Raw genomic sequence first — 24,037 nt, forward strand, 5'->3', positions numbered from 1 at the left:
TGTGCGTACCCGACTCCTCCCTCTGCTCATCGTCCTCATGGCGGGCGTGCTGCTCGCGCTCGGCTTCCCGCTCGCCGTCAGCCTCGCCGCCGCCCAGCAGCAGCGGGTCGTGGTGGACCGGATCGACGACACCGTACGGTTCGCGGCCCTCGCGCAGTTCGTCGCCGACGCGGACCGGCTGGACGAACGGCGCTCCACGCTGAAGGAGCAGCTCAACCGCTACTACGACACCTACGGCATCAAAGCGGGAGTGTTCAAGCGCGACGGCGACGCCATGGCGCACGCGCCCGACGGCTGGTCCGTGCCGGCACGGGGTGAGGGAGCCGAGGCGTTCAAGGAGGCGCTGTCGGGACGGCGCAGCCAGGATCCGCCGCAGGTATGGCCCTGGCAGCGGCACGGGCGACTGGTCGTCGCCTCGCCCGTCGTACGGGACGGGGACGTCGTCGCCGTGGTCTTCACCGATTCCCCCACCGGCCAGCTCCGTTCGCAAGTGCTGCGCGGCTGGCTGCTGATCGCCGCCGGGGAGGCCGCGGCGATGCTGGTCGCCGTCGGCGCGGCCTTCCGCCTCACGGGCTGGGTGCTGCGGCCGGTACGGATCCTGGACGCGGCCACCCACGACATCGCCACCGGGCAGCTGAACTCGCGGGTGGCCGCGGCCGGCGGGCCGCCCGAGCTGCGCCGGCTGGCCCGCTCCTTCAACGAGATGGCCGACAACGTCGAAGAGGTGCTGGAACAGCAGCGGGCCTTCGTCGCCGACGCCTCCCATCAGTTGCGCAACCCTCTCGCCGCGCTGCTGCTCCGTATCGAACTCCTCGCACTCGAACTGCCCGAGGGCAATGCGGAGATCGCCTCGGTCCGCACGGAGGGGAAGCGCCTCGCCCAGGTGCTCGACGATCTGCTCGACCTGGCGCTCGCCGAGCACGCCTCCGCCGCCCTCCAGCTCATCGACATCGGCGAACTGGCGTCCGAGCGCGTCGCCGCCTGGCGTCCGGTCGCCGAGGAGAAGGGCGTCCGGCTCACCGGGCGCACTGCGGCGATCACGGCCTGGGCCGACCCGATCGCACTCTCCAGCGCCCTGGACGCGGTTATCGACAACGCGCTGAAATTCACTCCGGGCGGTGCGGAGGTCACCGTGTCGGTCGCCGCCCGGGGCGGTGCCTGCACCATCGTGATCGCCGATGGCGGCCCGGGCCTGAGCGATGAGGAGCTCTCCCGCATCGGCGACCGCTTCTGGCGCAGCGGTCGCCATCAGAACGTCAAGGGCTCGGGTCTCGGGCTGTCCATCTCCCGCGCTCTTCTCTCGGCGGGCGGTGGACGTATCGCCTATGCCCACCATGAGCCCCATGGCCTGCGGGTGACGGTGACGGTTCCCCGTATCGAGCCCTGAGGGTCCGTCCCGGTCCTGAGGGTCCGCCCCTGCCCTGATCACCTGTCGCACCCCGAGGGCCCGGCGTCGCCGTCACGGCCCGGCACCCGCCGGTGCTACGGCTACGGCTACGGCTTCTCCGAGCGGTAGTAGCGCCTCGCCCCTTCGTGCAGCGGCAGCGGGTCCGTATAGAGCGCCGTCCGCAGGTCCACCAGCTGGGCCGGGTGGACCGTGTCGCCAATGCGGCCCCTGCTGTCGATCACCGTGCGGGTGAACCCCTCGACCATCGCCGGGTCCATGCGGTCCGTGGTGACCAGAAGATTCGCCACGGCCATCGTCGGCACCCCCAGCCCGCCCTGCGCCTCCGCATACGCGTCCGGCGGCATCACCGCCAAGCGGTAGTAACTCGTTGTGCTGCTGGTCGAGTGCACCTCCTCGATCAGCTCGGACTCCAGCGGCACCAGCTGTATCGGTATGCGCTTCGACAGTTTCTCGATCGCGGCGGTCGGCAGCCCGCCGGACCAGAAGAAGGCGTCCAGCTCGCCACGCTCCAGCAGCTCCGGAACGGTGTCTATGCCCGCCGGGACCGATCTGATGTCCTCGGCCGGGTCCACGCCCGCGGCCGTCAGCAGCCGGTCGGCGACCAGCCGGACCCCCGACCCCAGCTGCCCGACGCCCACCGCTCTGCCGCGCAGATCACCGATCTTCTTCACCGGGGAGCCCCGGGGCACGACCAGCTGCACATAGTCGTCGTACAGCCGTGCGCAGCCGCGCAGCCGGTCGGCGCCCGGCTTGCCGTCCTCGCGGTACTTGGCGACGGCGTCGGCGGTGGCGATCGTGAAGTCCGCCTCTCCCATGGCGACCCTCGCGAGATTCTCCTGCGAGCCCTCGCTGTTCCGCAGCTCTATGTCCACCTGCGGCAGATCCCGGTGGAGCGCGTCCCTCAGCAGCACGCCGTACCGCTGATACACCCCGTTCGGAAGGCCCGTGCTGAAGGTGATCGGGCCGCGAGGCTGGGCATCGTCCGTGGGAGAAAGCCACCAGACCAGCAGCCCGAGCAGCACCAGCAGGGCCGTCGACACCTGAAGGGCGCGGCGGCGGCCGAATCGGGACAGGGACGGGAACATAATCGCGATCCTGCCAGGTGACCGCCGGTGATAGCCAGGCATGGTCCGGTGGACGCCAGAAGCGGAATCGGCACCTTCCGGGAAATGTGCATGGTGCATGGCGTATCGATAATCTATGCGCATGACGCATATCCGGAACGCGGATCTCAATCTCCTGGAGGCGCTCGCGATCCTGCTGGAGGAGCGCCATGCATCCCGTGCCGCCGACCGCTTCCACCCCGGGTCATCCGTCTGAGAGCCGACGGATCCGGTCCGCCGGTCCGGCGGGTGATCGGCCCTGTGGGAACGAGGTTTCCGGTCATCATGCGTTCAGCGCATATATGAGAAGCGGCACATGTGTCGTACGCATCTCCTCGCCGTGGCCCGGGCAGGGCCCCGCTCCGGGGCGGGAGCTGTCTCAGGCAGCGCCTACCCTTGTCACATGACCAGCAGCGACCGGAGCCAGGCAGTGGACGTTCAGCGCAGTTACGAGATCCGCACCTATGGGTGCCAGATGAACGTCCACGACTCCGAACGGCTCTCCGGACTGCTGGAGGACGCGGGCTACGTCCGCGCCCCCGAAGGCGCCGACGGCGACGCCGATGTCGTCGTCTTCAACACCTGCGCCGTCCGGGAGAACGCGGACAACAAGCTGTACGGCAACCTCGGCCGTCTCGCCCCCATGAAGACCCGGCGTCCCGGCATGCAGATCGCCGTCGGCGGCTGTCTGGCGCAGAAGGACCGCGACACCATCGTCACCAGGGCCCCCTGGGTCGACGTCGTCTTCGGTACGCACAACATCGGCAAGCTCCCCGTCCTCCTGGAGCGGGCCCGGGTCCAGGAAGAGGCCCAGGTCGAGATCGCCGAGTCGCTGGAGGCATTCCCCTCCACGCTGCCGACCCGGCGTGAGTCCGCGTACGCCGCGTGGGTCTCCATCTCGGTCGGCTGCAACAACACCTGCACCTTCTGCATCGTCCCGGCACTGCGCGGGAAGGAGAAGGACCGCCGGCCCGGCGACATCCTGGCCGAGATCGAGACCCTGGTCTCCGAGGGCGTCTCCGAGATCACCCTGCTCGGCCAGAACGTCAACGCGTACGGCTCCGACATCGGCGACCGGGAGGCCTTCAGCAAGCTGCTGCGGGCCTGCGGAAAGATCGAGGGCCTGGAGCGCGTCCGCTTCACCTCGCCGCATCCGCGCGACTTCACCGACGATGTGATCGCCGCGATGGCCGAGACGCCGAATGTGATGCCGCAGCTGCACATGCCTCTCCAGTCCGGTTCGGACACGTTGCTCAAGGCGATGCGCCGGTCCTACCGGCAGGAGCGCTTCCTCGGCATCATCGACAAAGTGCGCGCCGCGATTCCGCACGCCGCGATCTCCACCGACATCATCGTGGGCTTCCCCGGCGAGACCGAGGAGGACTTCGAGCAGACGATGCACACGGTCCGCGAGGCGCGCTTCGCCAACGCCTTCACCTTCCAGTACTCCAAGCGCCCCGGCACCCCGGCCGCGACCATGGACGGCCAGATTCCCAAGCAGGTCGTCCAGGCGCGGTATGAGCGGCTGGTCGCCCTCCAGGAGGAGATCTCCTGGGACGAGAACAAGAAGCAGGTCGGCCGGACCCTGGAGGTCATGGTCGCCGAGGGCGAGGGACGCAAGGACGGCGCGACCCACCGCCTCTCGGGCCGCGCGCCCGACAATCGCCTGGTCCACTTCAGCAAGCCGGACGAGGAGGTGCGACCCGGCGATGTGGTGACCGTGGAGATCACCTACGCCGCGCCGCACCATCTGCTCGCCGAGGGCCCGGTGGCCTCGGTGCGGCGCACCCGCGCCGGGGACGCCTGGCAGAAGCGCCAGGAGGCGCGGACCGGCCGGCCTGCCGGGGTGATGCTCGGGCTGCCGAAGATCGGCGTCCCGGAGCCCCTTCCGGCCGCCGCCGCGCCCGCCTGCGGTCTGGGCTGACCCTCCGGGGGCCGCGCAGCGCCCGGGCACCGGCTGCGGCGGCGGTGCGCCCGTGCGGTGAGCCGTCGCGCGCCTCTTCTGGCGAATCGGGTGAGCCCGGCGGGTTCGGTGAGCCCGGCAGGTCCGGTGAGCCCGGCGAGCGGCTGCGCCGAGGCGGCGGAGGAGCCGCACGCATTAGGCTGCCGATCATGCTTGTCGCCGCCGCCGTGTGCCCCTGTCCGCCTCTTCTCGTGCCCGAGGTCGCCGCGGGAGCGGCGCCCGAACTGGACAGGGCGCGCGCCGCCTGCGCCGATGCCGTCGGCGTGCTCGCGGCCTCCCGGCCTGGGCTGCTCGTGGTGATCGGGCCCGCCGAGGAGCCGGGCCGGGGCGTCCACCACGCCGGAGCGGTCGGCTCCTTCCAGGGCTTCGGGGTGGCCGCCGAGGTACGTCTCGGCACGGGCCGCGCCCAGGACCGGCCGCTGCCGCCCTCCCTGGCCGTGGCCGCCTGGCTGCTGGAGCGCGCCCAGTGGGCCGCGTGCCCCGTGGAGGGCCTCGGAGTCGGCGAAGAACTGGCGCCCGAAGCCGCCCTGGCCGCCGGCCGGGAGCTGGGCGACCGCGCCGGACGGGTGGCCCTGCTGGTGATGGGCGACGGCAGCGCCTGCCGCACCGTGAAGGCTCCCGGCTATCTGGACGAACGGGCCGCCGGTTTCGACGCGCTCGCCGCCGCTGCCCTGGGGAACGCGGATACCGCCGCTCTGACGGCGCTGGACGCGTCACTGGCGTACGAACTCAAGGCCGCGGGCCGGGCACCCTGGCAGGTGCTCGCGGGCGCGGCCGAGGGCGCGGGGCTGGCGGGGCGGCTGCTCTACGAGGACGCCCCCTACGGTGTGGGCTACTTCGCCGCCGCTTGGTCCTGAGCGGTGCCGCGAGGAGAGATCCTGGGCTCCGAGTGGCAGGCCCGCCGCACCTGCGCCGGGGCCGAGCAGCACCGTGAACCCGTACGACAAGCTCCTGAGCGGTGCCGCTGACCCCATAGGGCGGCTTAGGGCGGCTTCTGAGCGGCCCAGCCCGTAGCCAGTCGGCTCCTGAGCGGTGAGCACCGGGCTCCGAGCGGCCCGCCGAGCCCGCTGGGCGCAGGAACCGGTCGTCCGAGTGGCCCGCCCGCCGGGAGCGTGACGTGCGGCGAAAGACGGCGGACGGCCGCGGAGCGAGATGCTCCGCGGCCGTCCGGCTGTCACCTCCGCGGGGCAGCGGCCCCGCGGAAAGCGATTCAGGAAGCGGTGGGCGGCGGCGGAGGAGGCGTGCCGCCGTCGTCCTTGTGCGCGATGCGCTCCAGCGCCTCCTTGGCCTTGCCCGTACCCGTCTCGATCTTGTCGCTGTACTTGCCCTTGGTGCGGGCGTCGACCGCGTGCGCGGCCTTCTCCAGGCCCTGCTCGATCTTGTCCCCGTGCTGCTGTGCCAGATCGGAGACCTTCTCCTTGGCCGGGGCGAGCTTGGCCTTCAGTGTGTCCATGAGGCCCATGGGGCACCTTTCGTCGGTAGGGCTACTTACGGGCGCCCTCGCCGGCTTCGCGGTCCGCGGCCTCCCCGGACGATTGCTGCCGGGGGATCTCCACGCCCTCGGTGGCCGTGGCCGTGGCCTCCGCCCCCTCCGCCTGCTCGGCTTCGGTGGCCTTGGCCGCCGTGCTCTCCGCCGGCGCGTCCTTCGGCGCCTCGGTCTCGCTTGCGCTTCCGGCTTCGGGCTCCACCGCCAGCGTATCGGCGGTCTTCTCCTCTGCCGAGGGGCTCTCGGCGCCCTTGGAGCCCTTGGCGTCCTTGGACTTACGAAGGAACCGTGCAAAAACACCCATATTTTCTCCATAGCGTACTCGTGTGAGGGGGGTTCCGCGCCGTCCGGAGCGCCTTGTCGGCCCCATACCGGAGGCGCCGGTCGGTAAACCGGCGTTCGGAACCTCGCAACAGGAAACGAGGCCCCCGCCGTGACGTCACTTCGCTCGTTCGGGGACATCGCCGGGATTTGCGAGACTGGGACGGTGAGAAGCACCGCTCCCGCACCGCGGGTCATCGCCGTCGTCGGCCCCACCGCCGCCGGAAAGTCCGATCTGGGCGTCTTCCTCGCCCAGCAGCTGGGCGGCGAAGTCGTCAACGCCGACTCCATGCAGCTGTACCGGGGGATGGACATCGGTACCGCCAAACTGACGGTCGAGGAGCGCGGCGGCGTCCCCCACCACCTTCTCGACGTCTGGGACGTCACCCGGGCCGCGAATGTCGCCGAGTACCAGCGGCTCGCCAGGGCGGAGATCGACCGGCTGCTCGCCGAGGGGCGTACGCCGGTTCTCGTGGGCGGCTCCGGACTCTATGTACGCGGCGCCGTCGACGCCCTCGAATTCCCCGGCACCGATCCCGCGATCCGCGCCCGGCTGGAGGCGGAGCTCGACGACGCGGGCCCCGGCGCGCTGCACGCCCGGCTCGCCGCCGCCGACCCCGAGGCGGCGCGGGCCATCCTCCCGGGCAACGGCCGCCGGATCGTCCGGGCCCTTGAGGTGATCGAAATCACGGGCAAGCCCTTCACCGCCAATCTCCCCGGTCACGACAGCGTCTACGACACCGTCCAGATCGGGGTGGACGTCGCCAGGCCCGAGCTGGACGAGCGCATCGCGCTCCGTGTCGACCGGATGTGGGAGGCCGGTTTCGTCGATGAGGTGAGAGCCCTGGAAGCACAGGGGTTGCGTGAGGGGCTCACGGCGTCGCGCGCCCTCGGCTACCAGCAGATCCTCAACGCGCTGGCGGGCGCGTGCACCGAGGAGGAGGCGCGTGCCGAGACCACGCGTGCCACCAAACGCTTCGCGCGCCGTCAGGATTCATGGTTCAGAAGAGATCCGCGGGTGCATTGGCTCAGTGGTGCCGTCGCCGACCGCGGGGAACTTCCGCGACAGGCGCTGGCGTTGATCGAACGAGCGGTTACAGCCTGATCACGTGATGGCATCGGGACGCCCTGCCCGTCATGTCGGCGCCCCGGGCCGTGCCATCATCGAGCATCGATCGACTCTGGAGTCCGAGTGGGGAGGGCGTGTGGCGATGGAGGCCGGCCCTCACGACACGGACCAGCAGCAACGGGCGGCGGACGGCGCTTCCGGCCTCAGCCCGGACGGGCCCGACGATCAGGACGTGCTCGCCGAACAGGTCGAGGTCGAGCTGCGCCCGGCGCGCAGACTGCGGATCTGGCAGCTCGCGCCCATCGTGGCACTCGCGGCCGTGGGCTCCCTGATGTTCGGCTTCCCGCTGGCCTTCGGGACCGGCGGCACCGGCGGCGCGGGCGCTGTGGTGGCCATGCTCGGCCTGCTGATCAGCTGCTGTGCCGCGGGCTGGGGTGTGATGGCGGCCCGCCGCGTGGGTCACACCTGGCCGGGACTGCCGCCGCGCGGCTCGGGGGAGCGCCCCGACTGGCGTGTGATCGCGCTGTACGCGGGGATGGGCGCGCTCCTGGTGGCGCTCGCCGTCTGGCGTGTGGCCCGACTGCGCTGACCTGCGCGGACACGGTCTCCGGCCCGCCCCGCTCCGCTCGGGACGCCGACTGTCCGACCCTCCTCGTAGGATGGGCGCTGTGAGCACCGCACCGACCTCGCCCGCTGCGCGGGTCCCCTTCCTCAAGGGCCACGGCACAGAGAACGACTTCGTGATCGTCCCCGACCCGGACCATCGCATAGAGCTGTCCGCCTCCGCCGTGGCACGGCTGTGCGACCGGCGAGCCGGTATCGGCGGCGACGGCCTGCTCCATGTCGTGCGCTCCGCCGCGCACCCCGAGGCCCGCGCCATGGCGGCCGACGCCGAGTGGTTCATGGACTACCGCAATGCGGACGGATCGATCGCCGAGATGTGCGGCAACGGCGTCCGGGTCTTCGCCCGTTATCTCCAGCGCGCCGGGCACGTCGAGGCGGGCGATCTGGCGGTCGCCACCCGGGGCGGTGTCAAGAAGGTGCATATCGCGAAGGGCGCCGATGGGCCCGTGACGAGTGCGACGGCGCGTCAAGACGGCGACATCACCGTCTCCATGGGCCGCGCCGCCCTCCCCCGGGAGACCGTCACCGTCACCGTCGGCGGGCGATCCTGGCCCACCCTGAATGTGAACATGGGCAATCCGCACGCCGTCGCCTTCGTCGACGACCTGGACCATGCGGGCAATCTGTTCACCGAGCCGCCCTACACGCCGTCAGCCGTCTACCCGGACGGGGTGAATGTGGAGTTCGTCGTCGATCGCGGCGAGCGCCATGTGGCCATGCGCGTTCATGAGCGGGGCTCCGGCGAGACCCGTTCCTGTGGCACCGGCGCATGCGCCGTCGCCGTCGCGGCGGCCCGCAGGGACGGGGTGGACCCGCTGGTCACCGGAGTGCCCGTCACCTACACCGTGGACCTCCCGGGCGGACGGCTGGTGATCACCGAGCGCCCGGACGGCGAGATCGAGATGGCTGGGCCCGCGGTGATCGTCGCGGAGGGCCATATCGCTCCCGATCTGCTCGTACCATCCGAAACCGCAGCCATATAGAGCTTCGCTCGAATGGGTGATCCGTTTCACGCTCGTCGAGAGCCGGACTGCTCCACGTGGTGGGCTCGGTAGCATCAAGCACCGGCCCGGAGGGCACACCCGCTCTTTCTCTCGCCGGTCGACCGCCGCCGGAGGTGCCCCCATGAGTGCAGAGGCCGCCAGCCCAGGTGCCCACAGCCGCAGGCGCGGCCGTCCCCGGATCGAGCTCCGCAGGCTCGGCCGCGCCGCACTGCTCGGCCCGGCCGGCCGCGACCGGCTGCCCGACGCCATCGGGCATGTCGCCGAAGTGCACCGCGCCCACCACCCGGACGCCGATCTGGCGATCCTTCACCAGGCATATGTCCTCGCGGAGTCGTCGCACCGGGGACAGTTCCGCAAGAGCGGCGAGCCGTACATCACCCACCCGCTCGCCGTCACCCTGATCCTCGCCGAACTGGGCGCGGAGACCACGACCCTGACGGCGTCCCTGCTCCACGACACCGTCGAGGACACCGATGTGACCCTCGATCAGGTGACGGCGGAGTTCGGCGCGGAAGTCGCGTATCTGGTCGACGGGGTCACCAAACTGGAGAAGGTCGAGTACGGCGCGGCGGCCGAGTCGGAGACCTTCCGCAAGATGCTCGTCGCCACCGGCAACGACGTCCGGGTGATGTCGATCAAACTCGCCGACCGGCTGCACAACATGCGCACCCTCGGGGTGATGCGGCCCGAGAAACAGGCGCGTATCGCCAAGGTCACCCGGGACGTGCTCATCCCCCTCGCCGAACGGCTCGGCGTACAGGCCCTCAAGACCGAGCTGGAGGACCTCGTCTTCGCGATCCTCCACCCGGAGGAGTACGAACACACCCGCGCCCTCATCGCGGAGAACACCGACGCCGGGGCGGCGCTCGACACCATGGCGGACCGGTTCCGGGCCGTGCTGCGGGACGCCGGAATCACCGCCGACGTCCTGATCAGGCCCCGGCACTTCGTCTCCGTCCACCGGGTGAGCCTCAAACGCGGCCGGCTGCGCGGCACCGACTTCGGCAGACTCCTCGTCCTGGTCGGCGAGGACGCCGACTGCTATGGAGTCCTCGGCGAGCTGCACACCTGTTTCACCCCGGTGATCTCCGAGTTCAAGGACTTCATCGCCGCCCCCAAGTTCAATCTCTATCAATCGCTCCACACCGCCGTCGCGGGCACCGGCGGAGAGGTCGCCGAAATCCTCATCCGCACCCACCAGATGCACAAGGTCGCCGAGGCCGGAGTGATCGCGCTCGGCAATCCGTACATCCCCCAGGAGGGCGCGGAGCCGGCCGACGGCGAGCGCGCGGACCCCACCCGGCCCGGCTGGCTCTCCCGGCTGCTGGAGTGGCAGCAGTCCACCCCGGACTCCGACACCTTCTGGACGTCCCTGCGCGCCGATCTGGCGCAGGACCGCGAGATCACCGTCTTCCGCGCCGACGGCGGCACCCTGGGCCTGCCCGCGGGCGCGAGCTGCGTCGACGCCGCCTACGCGCAGTACGGCGAGCAGGCCCACGCCTGCATCGGGGCCAGTGTCAACGGCCGTCTGGCGACCTTGAGCACGGTGCTGAGCGACGGCGACACCGTACAGCTGCTGTTCGCGCATGACGCGCACCGAGCGGCGCCCGGCGCCCAGGAGACGGCGCCCGACGCCCAAGAAACGGTCCCCGACGCCCAGGAGTCGGTCTCCGGGCCCTCTCCCGACTGGCTCGAACACGCCCGCACCCCCGCCGCGCGGATCGCCATCACCGCATGGCTCCAGGCCCATCCGGACGGGACGGCCGCCCCGGCCGCCGTCCCCCGCAGATCCGCGCCCCCCGCCCCCGACGCCGGCCCGCCCGCCGTCGCCAACGCCGTGGTGGACCTGCCGGGCACCACCGTACGACTGGCCGGCTGCTGTACGCCCGTGCCGCCGGACACGGTCACCGGCTTCGCGGTACGCGGCGCGGTGGTGACCGTCCACCGCGAACGGTGCCCGGCCGTCTCGCGGATGACGTCCCTGGGGAGGGAGCCGATTCCGGTGCGCTGGGGGGACGCCGTCGGATGCCTGGTCACCCTGGTCGCCGAGTCCTTCGGACGCCCCAGACTGCTCGCCGATCTCACCGAGGTCATCGCCATCGAGGGCGCGGCCATCGTCTCGGCGACCGTGGAGCCGCCCAGCGAACAGCGCGTGCGGCACACCTACACCCTGCAACTGCCCGAAGCGGCCGGACTGCCCGCCCTGATCCGCGCCATGCGGGATGTGCCGGGGGTCTACGACGTCCGCCGCAGCCAGCATCCGGCGGCCACCGGCTGATCTCGTTCGGGTGGTCCGGCGCGCGTTGCCGCGATCATGATCCCGCGCACTGGTAGCCGTAATGCATGCTGCCCGACTCCCCGCCCCCCGCCGCCCGGCCGCGGTCCCGGTCCCGGCGCAGGCTGCGCGCCGTTCTGCTGGCCGCCGCGTCGGCCGCCCTCGTGGCCGCCGCCCTGCCTCCGCCCGCTCCGGTGCCGCTCGGCATCGGCGACCCCCTCTTCCCCTCGCTCGGAAACCCCGGGTACGACGTGGTCGCGTACGACATCGCCTTCACCTACCGGGGCGACAACACCGTTCCGCTGGACGCCGTCACCGCGATCGAGGCCCGGGTCACCGAACGGCTGGAGCGGATCAACCTCGACTTCAGCCACGGCACGGTCAGCGCGGTCGTGGTCAACGGACTGCCCGCCGAGTTCGCCTCGGCCGGGGAAGACCTCGTGGTGCAACCCCTCCTGCCGCTTGAGAAGGGATCCCAGGCGCGGATCACCGTGGAGCACACCAGCGATCCCCGGGGCGACGAAGACGGCTGGGTCACCACCGAGGACGGCCTGGTCATGGCGAACCAGGCCGACGCGGGCCATCGTGTCTTCCCCTCCAACGACCACCCCGCCGACAAGGCGTACTTCACCTTCCGCATCACCGCGCCGAGCGAACTGACCGCGGTCGCCAACGGCGTACGGACGGCGAAGCTACCCGACGGCGCCACCACCACATGGGCCTATCGCACCCGCCACCCCATGGCCACCGAGCTGGCCCAGGTCGCGATCGGGGACTTCACCGTCCCCACCCGCGAGGGCCCCGGCGGGCTCCCCGTGCGCGACGTCGTCCCCGCAGCGGACGCCGCCGCGCTGGAACCCTGGCTGAAGAAGACCCCCGGGCAGCTGGAATGGATGGAGTCGAAGGTCGGGCCGTACCCCTTCGAGAACTACGGAGTGCTGATCGCCGACGCGGAGACCGGCTATGAGCTGGAGACCCAGACGCTCTCGCTGTTCGAGCGCCGGATCTTCGTCAACGGCACCCTCCCGGAGTGGTACGTCGACTCGGTCATGGTGCATGAGCTGGCGCATCAGTGGTTCGGCGACAGCGTCACCCCCCGCACCTGGTCCGATCTCTGGCTGAACGAGGGCCACGCCACCTGGTACGAGGCGCTCTACGCCGAGGAGAAGTCCGGGCGCCTCATGGAGACACGGCTGCGCGAGGCGTATCGCCGCTCCGACCAGTGGCGTGCCGACGGGGGCCCGCCCGCGGCGCCCAAGCCGCCGAAACCCGACAGCAAGATCAGTCTCTTCCGGCCGGTGATGTACGACGGCAGCGCGCTGGTGCTCTACGCGCTGCGGCAGACGATCGGGGGCGACGCCTTCGACCGGCTGGAGCGGGCTTGGGTGAGCGAGTACCGCGACGCCAACGCGTCGACCGCGGACTTCACCCGGCTCGCCGCCCGGATCGCGGAGCGCGATCTCACCGCGTTCTTCCAGAGCTGGCTGTACGAGGAGCGCACACCGCCGATGCCCGGGCACCCGGACTGGAAGAGCACCGCACCGGCCGTCCGGCCGGTGAGCCAGGCCCGCTGACAGCCCGCTGAGCCAGGCCCGCCGGCCAGCTGACAGCGCCTACGGGCCCGGGAAACCCGGGTGACGGTCCCGGGGGCGGCGTGCGACCATCAACAGGTCGGCGCCGCCGCCGAGGCCGGGCCTCCCGCTCGTCATCCGAACGGGAATCATCCGGGCCCGTCACGCGTTGTCACCGATGAGGGCCGTACCGGACAGCGTCCGGCATGACCATGGAATTTCCCATCGACGTAAGGATCCAATGACCTCCTCTTCATCCCCTTCCCAGGACGAGCAGAGCTTCGCGGAGACGCGCACCGAGAGCCTTCGGGCCGATGCCCTGATGGAAGAGGACGTCGCCTGGAGCCACGAGATCGACGGAGACCGGGACGGCGAGCAGCTCGACCGCGCCGAGCGGGCCGCGCTGCGGCGTGTGGCGGGCCTCTCCACCGAGCTTGAGGACGTCACCGAGGTCGAGTACCGGCAGCTGCGCCTGGAGCGCGTGGTGCTGGTCGGCGTCTGGACCTCGGGGACGGCGACCGACGCGGAGAACTCGCTCGCGGAGCTCGCGGCGCTCGCGGAGACCGCGGGCGCGCTGGTGCTCGACGGCGTCATCCAGCGCCGCGACAAGCCCGACCCGGCCACCTACATCGGCTCGGGCAAGGCGCAGGAGCTGCGGGACATCGTGCTCGAATCCGGCGCCGACACGGTCGTCTGCGACGGTGAGCTGAGCCCCGGCCAGCTCATCCACCTTGAGGACGTCGTCAAGGTCAAGGTGGTCGACCGGACCGCCCTGATCCTCGACATCTTCGCCCAGCACGCCAAGTCGCGCGAGGGCAAGGCCCAGGTCGCGCTGGCGCAGATGCAGTACATGCTGCCGAGGCTGCGCGGCTGGGGACAGTCGCTCTCCCGGCAGATGGGCGGCGGCGGCGGTGGCGGCATGGCCACCCGAGGCCCCGGTGAGACCAAGATCGAGACTGACCGGCGGCGGATCCGCGAGAAGATGGCGAAGATGCGCCGGGAGATCGCGGAGATGAAGACCGGCCGTGAGATCAAGCGACAGGAGCGCCGCCGTAACAAGGTCCCCTCGGTCGCGATCGCCGGTTACACCAACGCCGGAAAGTCCTCGCTGCTCAACCGGCTCACGGGCGCCGGCGTCCTGGTGGAGAACTCTCTGTTCGCCACCCTGGACCCGACGGTCCGCCGGGCCGAGACGCCGAGCGGCCGGCTCTATACGCTCGCGGACACCGTCGGGTTCGTCCGGCATCTGCCGCACCACCTCGTCGAGGCGTTCCGCTCCACCATGGAGGAGGTCGGGGACTCCGATCTGATCCTGCATGTGGTGGACGGATCGCACCCCGCGCCGGAGGAGCAGCTGGCCGCCGTGCGTGAGGTGATCCGCGATGTGGGTGCGATCGATGTGCCCGAGATCGTGGTGATCAACAAGGCGGACGCGGCTGATCCGCTGGTGTTGCAGCGTCTGCTGCGCATCGAGCGGCACGCGATCGCGGTCTCGGCCCGTACCGGCTTGGGCATCGAGGAGCTGCTCGCGCTCGTCGACGCCGAGCTGCCCAGGCCGGCGGTCGAGATCGAGGCCCTGCTGCCGTACACCCAGGGCGGTCTGGTGGCCAGGGTGCATGCCGATGGCGAGGTCCTCTCCGAGGAGCACACCATCGAGGGCACCTTGCTCAAGGCGAGGGTCCATGAGGAGCTGGCCGCGCTGCTCGCACCGTATGTGCCGGCGGCTCACTGACCGTGCTCGGCTCGGACAGAGCGTGAGGGCCCGCACCCCGGCAGGGGTGCGGGCCCTCACGCTGTCCGCGGTGCGACCGTCATGCCGTCCGCGCGGGGACCTCTCACGCGTCCGCGGTGGTGCTACTCCCCGGCGAATTTCCGACTGACAGCGTCGTAGACGGCCTTGGCCTCGACGCCGAGGCGGGGGCCGGCCAGCCACCCGGCCGAGACCGGGCCGATCGAGGTGTTGGAGATCAGGGCGGGCTCGCCGTCCGGGCCCTCGGCCACCCAGCCGCCGCCGGATGAACCGCCGGTCATGGTGCAGCCGATGCGGTACATCGTCGGTTCGTCGGACTGCACGGAGGCCGTCCGGGCCGGTCCGCGCACCCGAACATCCGCTCGCCGTCGAACGGCGCCCCGGCGGGGTAGCCGGTCGCCGTCAGCTGTGCGATCTGCGGCGCGGCGGGTGCGTCGAAGTCGACCGGAAGGGCCGAACCGACCGTCTCCTCCAGCGACTTCTCCGTACCGCCCTTCTCCGGGGTGACATGGATCACCGCGAAGTCGTAAGGAGCGCCCTGGCCGCCGGTCTTGGCGCCCTGGCCGATCCATTGCTCGGAGGTCTTCACCCAGTCGCCCCACCACACACCGTGCGGAGCGACCTCTGCCTTCGGCGCGCTCTCCAGCTCGGCGGTGGGCCGTGCGCTGTCGTTGTACGAGGGGACGAAGGCGATATTGCGGTACCAGCCGCCCTTCTTGCCCGCGTGGACGCAGTGGCCCGCGGTCCACACCATGTTGGACTTGCCCGGGTTGGCCGGGTCCTCGACCACGGTGGCGGAGCAGACCATGGACCCCTCGGGGCCGTCGAAGAACACCTTTCCGGCCTCGGGCGCGTTCGCGCGGTAGGGGGCCCGCACGGCTTCTGCGTCGACCGGGGCGGGGGCGGGGTCGGTGACGCCTTCGTCGCCGGATATGCCCCGGTCGACGGGCTGGGCCGGGGGCGTCTCCGCCTCGCGCATCCGGTCCGGGTCCCAGAGGTCCTCGATGATCGGGTTGACGAAGTCCTGGGCCTCACGGAGCCACTTCTCCCCGTCCCAGTCCTTCCATGCGCCGTTCCGCCACTTGTCCACGTCGATCCCGTGTTCCTTGAGCCGGTCCTTCAGCTCCTGCGGGATGGCGATCCTCCGCTCCGTGCCCTGCTCGGCCGAGGCATTCGCCTTGTCGCCCCCGTTCTCCTCGCTCTGACCGCAGGCGGTGGCAGCCAGCGCGAGCACGGCGGCGATGGAGGCCGCTGCCATAGCCGGGCGAATGGGTCGCATGTCGTGATCCCCCTGGGACTTCGGTATTTCCGTGCTGGTGAACCGTGGAGCCGATGCCCGGCGCCGGACGCCTCACGCATCAGACCGTTCGAACGCTGAACATGTGAGCGACGGACAATCCGGCCGTCGAGCCGTCGAGCCGTCGAGCCGTCGAGCCGTTGAACCGGGAACTTTCGGAACCGCCGGGAACCCTACAAGGCGTCCCCCTCACCGGAAACCGGCCCCCGCCCGCCACCGGTGCCGATGGGGACGGCACACGGAGGCTTCATGGTTCCGCCACCGCAAGGATCTCCGGACTGCCCGTGATCCCCGGCCCATGGCGTCGTTGGTACACACGGGGATACGGGCTGAACGCCGCGAGCGTTCAGCCCGATCGGGCAGCGGCCGGATCCTGTACCGATACGAGACGCGCCCGTGACCGCACCTGAGCGACGCCGGAGGACCGACAGCCGTGGCCATGACCCAACCCGCCCCCGCGCCATCGGCCGTGCACGAGGGGATCCTGCGTCGCCAGTCGCTGCGCGAGTCCTCGGCTCGTACCTACGCCCGCTCCCTGCCCATCGTCCCGGTACGGGCGCGGGGACTCACCATCGAGGGCGCTGACGGCCGCCGCTATCTGGACTGCCTCTCCGGAGCGGGCACGCTGGCGCTCGGACACAACCACCCGGTCGTCCTCGAAGCGATCAAGAAGGTCATCGACTCGGGAGCCCCCCTCCATGTCCTCGATCTCGCCACCCCGGTCAAGGACGCGTTCATCACCGAGCTCTATGCCACGCTCCCCGAGGAGTTCGCCCGGGACGCACGCATCCAGTTCTGCGGGCCCGCGGGCACCGACGCCGTCGAGGCGGCCATCAAACTCGTCCGCACCGCGACCGGACGGAGCGGACTGCTCGCCTTCACCGGCGCTTACCACGGTATGACGGCCGGGGCCCTCGACGCTTCCGGCGGAGCGACCGAAGTCCGGGTGACCCGGCTGCCGTTCCCACGGAGCTACCGCTGTCCTTTCGGCGTCGGCGGCGAGCGCGGCGCCGAACTGGGCGCGCGCTGGACCGAGAGCCTCCTCGACGATCCCAAGAGCGGAGTCGCCGCCCCGGCCGCCATGATGCTCGAACCCGTCCAGGGGGAGGGCGGTGTGATCCCGGCGCCCGACTCATGGATGCGCAGAATGCGGGAGATCACGGCGGCCCGCTCGATCCCCCTGATCGCCGACGAGGTCCAGACGGGCGTCGGGCGGACCGGGGCCTTCTGGGCGGTGGAGCACAGCGGGATCGTGCCCGATGTGATGGTCCTCTCCAAGGCGATCGGCGGCTCCCTTCCCCTGGCTGTGATCGTCTACCGCTCCGGACTCGACGCCTGGCAGCCCGGCGCGCACGCCGGGACCTTCCGCGGCAATCAGCTCGCCATGGCCGCCGGAGCGGCCACTCTCGCCTTCGTCCGCGAGAACCGCCTCGCCGAGCGGGCGAGGACCCTCGGCGCCCGGATGCTGGCCGGTCTGCGGGCACTGGCCCGCGCGCACCCCTGCGTCGGAGACGTACGGGGCCGGGGCCTGATGATCGGCGTCGAACTCGTCGCGCCCGACGCCGCCACCGGCGACACCGCGCCCCCCGCACCCGAACTCGCCGCCGCGGTCCGGCAGGAGTGCCTCAACCGCGGACTCATCATCGAACTCGGCGGCCGTCACTCCGCCGTCGTACGGCTCCTCCCTCCTCTCACACTCACCGATGAGCAGGCCGTGGCCGTCCTCGACCGCTTCGCCGACGCCATGGTGGCGGCCGAACGCTCCGCCCGGCGGGGAGGCGTCGGCGTACAGCCCCACTGACCGGACCGACCCGAGGACCCTCCCCGTGAACCCCGTCCCCGCAACCGGTGCCCCCGAGGTCGCCGACAGCCCCGCCGCCCACCCCCGAGCCACAACGCCCGCTCCGCCCGCGGGCACGCCGGAATCTCCCGCATCTCCCGCATCGCCTCACCAGCCTTCGGGCGGCGGTGGCGCCCCGCGTCAGCGGGCCCACGCCTCAGCGCGGCCCCCGGCGGCCGACCCGCTCGACCACCCCGACCCCCACCGTGCGGCGGACGCGGCGGCCGTCGAGAATCTGCTGCGCTGCTGGGTACGGGAGAGGGGGATCGGGCGGCCCGCAGGCCCGGCGCTGCGCATCCCCCTCCCCGCCAGCGGAACCGCCCTCCTGGCGCCGGTCCGCTACTGGTCACCCAGCGGATGGCACCGCTTCGCCCCACCCGTCCTGGAAGGACACCACGACGCCCCCACCGCCGACGCCGTGAACGTCGCGGCCCTCCTCGGCCGGGAAACGGGCGCCACCCCCGGCACCGACCTGGTGGGCCGGGTCGCCGATTCGGTACGCCGCACGGCCGGCTATCTCGCCGAACGCCGGGCCCGCCCCGGTGCCGCCCCTGGAGCGGACCTCTTCCTCACCGCCGAGCAGGCCCTCGTACTCGGGCATCCGCTGCACCCGACGCCCAAGAGCCGCGAAGGGCTCTCCGAAAGCGAGAACCGGCTCTACTCGCCGGAGCTCCACGGCTCCTTCCCCCTGCACTGGATGGCCGTCGACCGGTCCGTCATCGCCACGGACTCCGCATGGACCGAACACCACCGCCCGCTGCCCGCCGAGCGCCTCACCGCCCGGCTCTGCGGGGATCTGCCGCTACCCGATCACACCGTCGCCCTCCCCCTGCATCCCTGGCAGGCCCGCGAACTCCGTCACCGCCCCGCTGTCGCCTCTCTCATCGAAGCCGGTCTGCTGCACGACCTCGGCCCGCACGGGGAGGTCTGGCACCCCACCTCGTCGGTGCGGACCGTCTACCGTCCCGGCGCCCCGGTCATGCTCAAACTCTCCCTCGGCCTGCACATCACCAACTCCCGCCGTGAGAACCTCCGCAAGGAACTGCACCGGGGCGTCGAAGTCCACCGACTGCTCCGCTCCGGCCTCGCCGGGCAATGGCACGCGGCCCATCCCAGCTTCGACATCGTGCGCGACCCCGCCTGGCTCGCCGTCGACACCACGGCCGGCGACACGGCCCACGGCGAACCGGTGCCCGGACTCGACGTCCTGTTGCGTCACAACCCCTTCCGTCCCGAGGACGACGTGGTCTGCGTCGCCTCGCTCACCGCGCTCCGGCCGCACCCCGGAGGCCCCGGTATGCGCTCCCGCCTCGCTGGAATCGTGGCCCAGCTGGTCGCGCGAACCGGCCGGCCGACCGGAGCCGTCGCGACCGAGTGGTTTCTGCGCTATCTCACCCAGGTGATCCGGCCCGTGCTCTGGCTGGACGCGACCGCGGGCATCGCCCTGGAAGCGCATCAGCAGAACACCCTGGTCGTCCTCGACGCCCATGGCTGGCCCGTCGGCGGCCGCTACCGCGACAACCAGGGCTACTACTTCCGCGAGTCCCACCGCGCCGGACTCAGGAACCGCCTTCCCGGCATCGGCTCACTCAGCGACACCTTCGTCCCCGACGCCGTCGCCGACGAGCGCTTCGCCTACTACCTCGGGATCAACAACGTCATCGGCCTGATCGGAGCCTTCGGCTCACAGCGCCTGGCGGACGAGCGCGTACTCCTCGCCGCCTTCCGGCGATTCCTCACCTCCACCGTCTCTCTGGGCTCACCGCTGCCCGTACAGCTCCTGGAGTCCCCCACCCTGCGGGCCAAGGCCAATCTGCTCACCCGGCTGCGCGGGCTCGACGAGCTCATCGGCCCGGTGGAGACCCAGTCCGTCTATGTCACCGTCGCCAACCCCCTGCACCGCTGAGCCGCCCGGTCCCCCCCTCCTGGCCGGGATCCCGGTCCCTCCGCCGCCACCACCCCTCCATGAGCCCCCGACCGAATGAGAGAGGAGAGCGCCACCGTGCCTCCCACCGACGCGAGCGCTGGAGCCGGTCCCGCCGACCGGCTCACGGGGAGCACCGACACCCCCCGGGACGAAGCCGTCGGAGGCACCGAAGCCGCCGGAAGCGCCGAAGGCACCGAGGACACCCTGGAGCTCGGACTCCCGGACGACCTCCTCACTCTGTTCCGGGAGCCGGACCGGCCCGACCACCCCCCGGCCCCCGATGCGCTCGCCCGGGGCCAGCTCCTGGACGACCTCGCCGCATGGGGCCCCACCAGCACCACGGAAGGCTCCTTCCGACTCGTTCCCACCCGGATCGACCGCGATCTGGCGCTGATCAGCCACTGGATGAACGACCCCGCCGTAACCCCCTTCTGGAAACTGGGCGGCCCCGCGTCCGTCACCGCCGCCCATCTGCGCGCCCAGGCCGACGGCGACGGCCGCAGCATTCCCTGCCTCGGCGTGCTCGGCTCCGTCCCCATGAGCTACTTCGAGATCTACCGGGCCGATCTCGACCCGCTCGCACGCCACTACCCCGCTCGCCCTCACGACACAGGCGTTCACGTACTGATCGGCACGGTCGCCGACCGCGGCCGGGGCATCGGCTCCACCCTGCTCAGAGCCGTCGCCGATCTGGTGCTCGACAACCGCCCCCGCTGCTCGCGCGTGATCGCGGAACCCGATCTGCGCAACACCCCGTCCGTCTCCGCTTTCCTCAGCGGAGGCTTCCGCTTCTCCTCCGAAGCGGAACTTCCCGGTAAGCGCGCCGCCCTCATGATCCGTGACCGCGCTCTTCGGAACGTACTGTGAATGACCCGTCCCCCTGCATACGCTTCAGCGCCGGGGTGGGTTCCGCGCCGGCGGCCCCCGGCCCCGAATTCACCCGATCGGGTGTAGGGCCTGGGCTGCCGCCATCCTCGCCCGAGCGGATTCTGGCGCGATCGGATCGGATTGTCAGCGGTGAGCCGTAGGGTGGTCGGCCTATGACGAAACCATCCCTCCCCGAACTCCTCCATGCCGCAGTCTCCGCCGTCGGCGGTATGGAAAGGCCTGGTCAGACTGCCATGGCCGAAGCCGTCGCCGAGGCTGTCGACGACGGGTCGCATCTGCTCGTCCAGGCCGGCACCGGTACCGGAAAGTCCCTCGGCTATCTGGTGCCGTCGGTGGCCCACGGGGAGACGGTGGTGATCGCCACGGCGACGCTCGCCCTCCAGCGCCAGCTGGTGGAGCGGGATCTGCCGCGCACGGTCGACGCGCTGCATCCACTGCTCCGCCGCCGTCCGGAGTTCGCCATGCTCAAGGGGCGGTCGAACTATCTCTGCCTTCACCGGCTGCACGAGGGGGCGCCGCAGGACGAGGAGGAGGGCCTCTTCGATCCCTTCGAGTCCGCGACCCCCACCAGCAAACTGGGCCAGGATCTGCTGCGGATGCGCGACTGGGCCGATGAGACGGAGACGGGAGACCGGGACGCGCTGACCCCGGGCGTCTCCGATCGGGCCTGGGCCCAGGTCTCCGTCTCGTCCCGGGAATGTCTGGGGGCGAGCAAGTGCGCGTACGGGGCGGAGTGCTTCGCCGAGATGGCCAGGGAGCGCGCCAAGCTCTCCGATGTCGTCGTGACCAATCACGCCCTGCTCGCGATCGACGCGATCGAGGGCGCCCCGGTGCTTCCGCCGCATGAGGTCTTGATCATCGACGAGGCCCATGAGCTGGTCTCCAGGGTCACCGGCGCTGCCACGGGCGAACTCACCCCCGGCCAGGTCAACCGGGCCGTACGCCGTGCGGCCAAGTTCGTCGACGAGAAGGTGGGGGACTCGCTCCAGACCGCCGCCGAGGGGTTCGAGCGGCTGATGGAGCTGGCCCTTCCCGGCCGGCTGGAGGAAGTCCCCGAGGATCTCGGCTACGCCCTCATCGCTCTGCGTGACGCGGCGCGCACGGTGATCTCCGCCCTGGGCTCCGCCCGTGACAGATCCGTCCAGGACGAGGACGCCGTACGCAAGCAGGCCCTGGCCTCTGTGGAGAATGTGCACGACGTCGCGGAGCGGATCACCCAGGGGTCCGAGTACGACGTGGTCTGGTACGAGCGCCATGACCGCTTCGGCGCCTCACTGCGGGTCGCGCCGATGACCGTCTCCGGGCTGCTGCGCGAGAAGCTCTTCACCGACCGCTCGGTCGTGCTGACCTCCGCCACCCTCAAGCTCGGCGGTGACTTCAACGGGGTCGGCGCTTCCCTGGGCCTCTCTCCCGAGGGGACCGGCGGCGATGACGTACCGCAGTGGAAGGGCCTCGACGTCGGCTCGCCGTTCGACTACCCCAAGCAGGACATCCTCTATGTGGCCCGCCATCTGGCGACCCCGGGCCGAGAGGGCTCGCGAGGGGACATGATGGACGAACTCGCCGAGCTGGTGGAGGCCTCCGGCGGTCGTACGCTCGGATTGTTCTCTTCGATGAGGGCCGCCCAGGCGGCGGCGGAGGAGCTGCGCGGCAGGCTGGACAAGCCGATTCTGCTCCAGGGCGAGGAGACGCTCGGCGAGCTGATCAAGTCGTTCGCGGCGGATGCGGAGACCTGTCTCTTCGGCACGCTCTCCCTGTGGCAGGGAGTGGATGTGCCGGGCCCCAGCTGTCAGCTGGTGGTGATGGACCGCATTCCCTTCCCCAGGCCGGACGATCCGCTGATGAGCGCCCGCCAGAAGGCCGTGGAGGAGGCGGGCGGCAATGGCTTCATGGCGGTGGCGGCCACGCATGCGGCGCTGCTGATGGCCCAGGGCGCGGGTCGTCTGGTGCGGGCCACCGGTGACCGGGGTGTGGTGGCGGTGCTGGATCCCCGGCTGGCCAATGCGCGGTACGGCAGTTTTCTGCGGGCGTCGCTGCCGGACTTCTGGTACACGACCGACCGTAATCAGGTGCGTCGCTCCCTGGCGGCGATCGACGCGGCGGCGAAGGCGGACGGCCGGTAGGCGATCCGGCTCGTGTGCCTTGAGCTACTCGTGTTTCCTTGAGCTATGAGTGTCGCTTGAGAGCGAGGTGGTAGCTGTCCGGGGCAGCGGGGCGGTAGCTGTCCGGGGCGCTGCCGAGGTGGTACGGCAGGGCCCCGGGACCGGCGCAGTGGGTCCCGGGGCCGGTCTGGGGCGGCGGGGTGTCTCACACCCGCCGCAGTACCGCCACCACCTTGCCGAGGATGGTCGCGTCGTCGCCGGGGATCGGCTGATACGACGCATTGTGCGGGAGGAGCCAGACATGGCCGTTCTCCCGCTTGAAGCGCTTCACGGTGGCTTCGCCGTCCAGCATCGCCGCCACGATGTCTCCGTTCTCCGCGACGGGCTGGCGGCGCACGGTCACCCAGTCGCCGTCGCAGATCGCCGCTTCGATCATGGAGTCGCCGACGACCTTGAGCACGAACAGCTCGCCGTCGCCGACCAGCTGGCGGGGGAGGGGGAAGACGTCCTCGACGGATTCCTCGGCGAGGATGGGGCCGCCGGCCGCGATGCGCCCGACCAGCGGGACATAGGAGGCGGCGGGCTTGCCGGTGGTGTCCGTGGGCTGGCTGCTGGCCTGGTCGGAGGCGCGTACCTCATAGGCCCGGGGGCGGTGGGGGTCGCGGCGCAGGAAACCCTTGCGTTCGAGTGCCATCAGCTGGTGGGCGACGGAGGAGGTGCTCGACAACCCGACGGCCTGGCCGATCTCCCGCATCGACGGCGGGTAGCCCCGGCGCTGTACGGAGTCGCGGATCACCTCGATGACGCGCCGCTGCCGATCCGTGAGCCCGGAACTGTCCGCCCTGATTCCCGGAGGTCGCCCGGGCAGGGAACGCCCGGCCCTGGAGGGATCTGTGCCCTCCGGGTTCGCGACTGCGTCAGTCATGGCATGCACCGGTTCGAATCGGTTCTGGGAGCGGTCCTGGGCAGTGATGGTGGCACTGTCAGTGGTGGTGGTCACGTCGGCCCCTCTCGAATGGTCTCCCTAGCTGGACAACGGTAGTTGGTTTCGAAAGGTTGCGCCAAACACACGTTCGAGTGAAAAATTGGAGATTGCCTTACGTGAACGCGTGATTGGGTGTATGCGCGGATGCTCGTATCTCCGGGCAATTGCCGGACGGCCCGCCGGGTAATGCCGCCGGGGCGGCGCCGACCCGTAACCGTAAGACCATTCCACTAATCACGGTAGCCCTCCCCGCTCTTTCCGGGTGGGGCGGGGTCGCCCTCAGTTTCGCATTCGGTGAGCCGGAATGCCGGGAGCGCGGACCCGGAATGCCCCGAGCCGTCGACTTCCCGTACTCTCATGGCCGGTCCCCGGCGCTCCGGCGGCGCGCGCTCGCGAGCCGGCGGAGCGGTCGCGCGGACGGGGC

At 71.1% G+C, this 24,037-nt stretch carries 17 protein-coding genes and 1 pseudogene; 13 read left to right on the plus strand and 5 right to left on the minus strand.

The genetic code is table 11. The features are described 5' to 3' along the window. Position 1: 1 nt before the first annotated feature. The gene (locus FF041_RS19920) at positions 2-1,387 is read left to right on the plus strand and encodes a sensor histidine kinase (protein WP_323392221.1); all 1,386 of its coding nucleotides are present in this window, start codon (positions 2-4) and stop codon (positions 1,385-1,387) included. 107 nt (positions 1,388-1,494) lie between these two features. On the opposite strand, the gene FF041_RS19925 is transcribed toward FF041_RS19920, so the two are convergent. After that, positions 1,495-2,493: a TAXI family TRAP transporter solute-binding subunit gene (locus FF041_RS19925; RefSeq protein ID WP_153524058.1), complete on the minus strand. Its 999-nt coding sequence runs from the start codon at positions 2,491-2,493 to the stop codon at positions 1,495-1,497. Between the two features lie 421 nt (positions 2,494-2,914). Here FF041_RS19925 and miaB point away from each other — a divergent pair, with 421 nt between their 5' ends. Further along, the gene (gene miaB, locus FF041_RS19935) at positions 2,915-4,435 is read left to right on the plus strand and encodes a tRNA (N6-isopentenyl adenosine(37)-C2)-methylthiotransferase MiaB (protein ID WP_153524059.1); all 1,521 of its coding nucleotides are present in this window, start codon (positions 2,915-2,917) and stop codon (positions 4,433-4,435) included. 188 nt (positions 4,436-4,623) lie between these two features. Then, positions 4,624-5,331 carry a class III extradiol ring-cleavage dioxygenase family protein gene (locus FF041_RS19940; RefSeq protein ID WP_153524060.1) on the plus strand — a complete coding sequence of 236 codons (708 nt, stop codon included), beginning with the start codon at positions 4,624-4,626 and terminating at the stop codon, positions 5,329-5,331. 353 nt (positions 5,332-5,684) lie between these two features. Here FF041_RS19940 and FF041_RS19945 read toward each other — a convergent pair whose 3' ends face one another. Continuing rightward, the gene (locus FF041_RS19945; RefSeq protein ID WP_153483404.1) at positions 5,685-5,936 is read right to left on the minus strand and encodes an antitoxin; all 252 of its coding nucleotides are present in this window, start codon (positions 5,934-5,936) and stop codon (positions 5,685-5,687) included. 22 nt (positions 5,937-5,958) lie between these two features. After that, positions 5,959-6,264, minus strand: coding sequence for a hypothetical protein (locus FF041_RS19950; protein ID WP_153524061.1), 306 nt, complete (start codon positions 6,262-6,264; stop codon positions 5,959-5,961). Positions 6,265-6,447: 183 nt separating this feature from the next. Between FF041_RS19950 and miaA the strand changes: the two genes are divergently transcribed. From miaA to hflX, 6 genes are all read left to right on the plus strand, one after another. Continuing rightward, complete coding sequence (gene miaA / locus FF041_RS19955) at positions 6,448-7,386, plus strand: tRNA (adenosine(37)-N6)-dimethylallyltransferase MiaA (protein WP_323392223.1); 939 nt, start codon at positions 6,448-6,450, stop codon at positions 7,384-7,386. Between the two features lie 106 nt (positions 7,387-7,492). After that, complete coding sequence (locus FF041_RS19960) at positions 7,493-7,939, plus strand: hypothetical protein (protein WP_153524081.1); 447 nt, start codon at positions 7,493-7,495, stop codon at positions 7,937-7,939. A gap of 70 nt (positions 7,940-8,009) precedes the next feature. Then, positions 8,010-8,957, plus strand: a complete 948-nt coding sequence (gene dapF / locus FF041_RS19965; protein WP_153524062.1) for a diaminopimelate epimerase — start codon at positions 8,010-8,012, stop codon at positions 8,955-8,957. A 142-nt stretch (positions 8,958-9,099) separates the two neighbouring features. Then, a complete protein-coding gene (locus FF041_RS19970) occupies positions 9,100-11,256 on the plus strand; it encodes a RelA/SpoT family protein (protein ID WP_153524063.1) in 2,157 nt (718 codons plus the stop codon). 65 nt (positions 11,257-11,321) lie between these two features. After that, positions 11,322-12,827, plus strand: coding sequence for a M1 family metallopeptidase (locus tag FF041_RS19975; RefSeq protein WP_153524064.1), 1,506 nt, complete (start codon positions 11,322-11,324; stop codon positions 12,825-12,827). Positions 12,828-13,065: 238 nt separating this feature from the next. Further along, positions 13,066-14,556, plus strand: a complete 1,491-nt coding sequence (hflX, locus tag FF041_RS19980) for a GTPase HflX (RefSeq protein WP_153524065.1) — start codon at positions 13,066-13,068, stop codon at positions 14,554-14,556. A gap of 122 nt (positions 14,557-14,678) precedes the next feature. On the opposite strand, the pseudogene FF041_RS19985 reads toward hflX, so the two are convergent. After that, a pseudogene (locus tag FF041_RS19985) lies at positions 14,679-15,853 on the minus strand (trypsin-like serine peptidase). Between the two features lie 451 nt (positions 15,854-16,304). Here FF041_RS19985 and FF041_RS19990 point away from each other — a divergent pair. From FF041_RS19990 to FF041_RS20005, 4 genes are all read left to right on the plus strand, one after another. Beyond that, entirely contained in the window at positions 16,305-17,672 is a 1,368-nt protein-coding gene (locus FF041_RS19990) for a diaminobutyrate--2-oxoglutarate transaminase family protein (protein ID WP_323392226.1), read from the plus strand. A gap of 25 nt (positions 17,673-17,697) precedes the next feature. Continuing rightward, positions 17,698-19,617, plus strand: coding sequence for an IucA/IucC family protein (locus tag FF041_RS19995; RefSeq protein WP_323392228.1), 1,920 nt, complete (start codon positions 17,698-17,700; stop codon positions 19,615-19,617). 96 nt (positions 19,618-19,713) lie between these two features. Beyond that, positions 19,714-20,505, plus strand: a complete 792-nt coding sequence (locus FF041_RS20000; protein WP_323392230.1) for a GNAT family N-acetyltransferase — start codon at positions 19,714-19,716, stop codon at positions 20,503-20,505. Positions 20,506-20,678: 173 nt separating this feature from the next. Next, on the plus strand, positions 20,679-22,649 hold the full coding sequence (locus tag FF041_RS20005) for an ATP-dependent DNA helicase (RefSeq protein ID WP_153524069.1): 1,971 nt from the start codon (positions 20,679-20,681) through the stop codon (positions 22,647-22,649). 184 nt (positions 22,650-22,833) lie between these two features. Here the strand turns inward: FF041_RS20005 and lexA are convergent, their stop codons facing one another. Then, positions 22,834-23,628, minus strand: a complete 795-nt coding sequence (gene lexA, locus FF041_RS20010; protein ID WP_323371632.1) for a transcriptional repressor LexA — start codon at positions 23,626-23,628, stop codon at positions 22,834-22,836. Positions 23,629-24,037: the final 409 nt, after the last annotated feature.

This window comes from Streptomyces jumonjinensis (genome assembly GCF_009600885.1).
GTDB lineage: Bacteria > Actinomycetota > Actinomycetes > Streptomycetales > Streptomycetaceae > Streptomyces > Streptomyces jumonjinensis.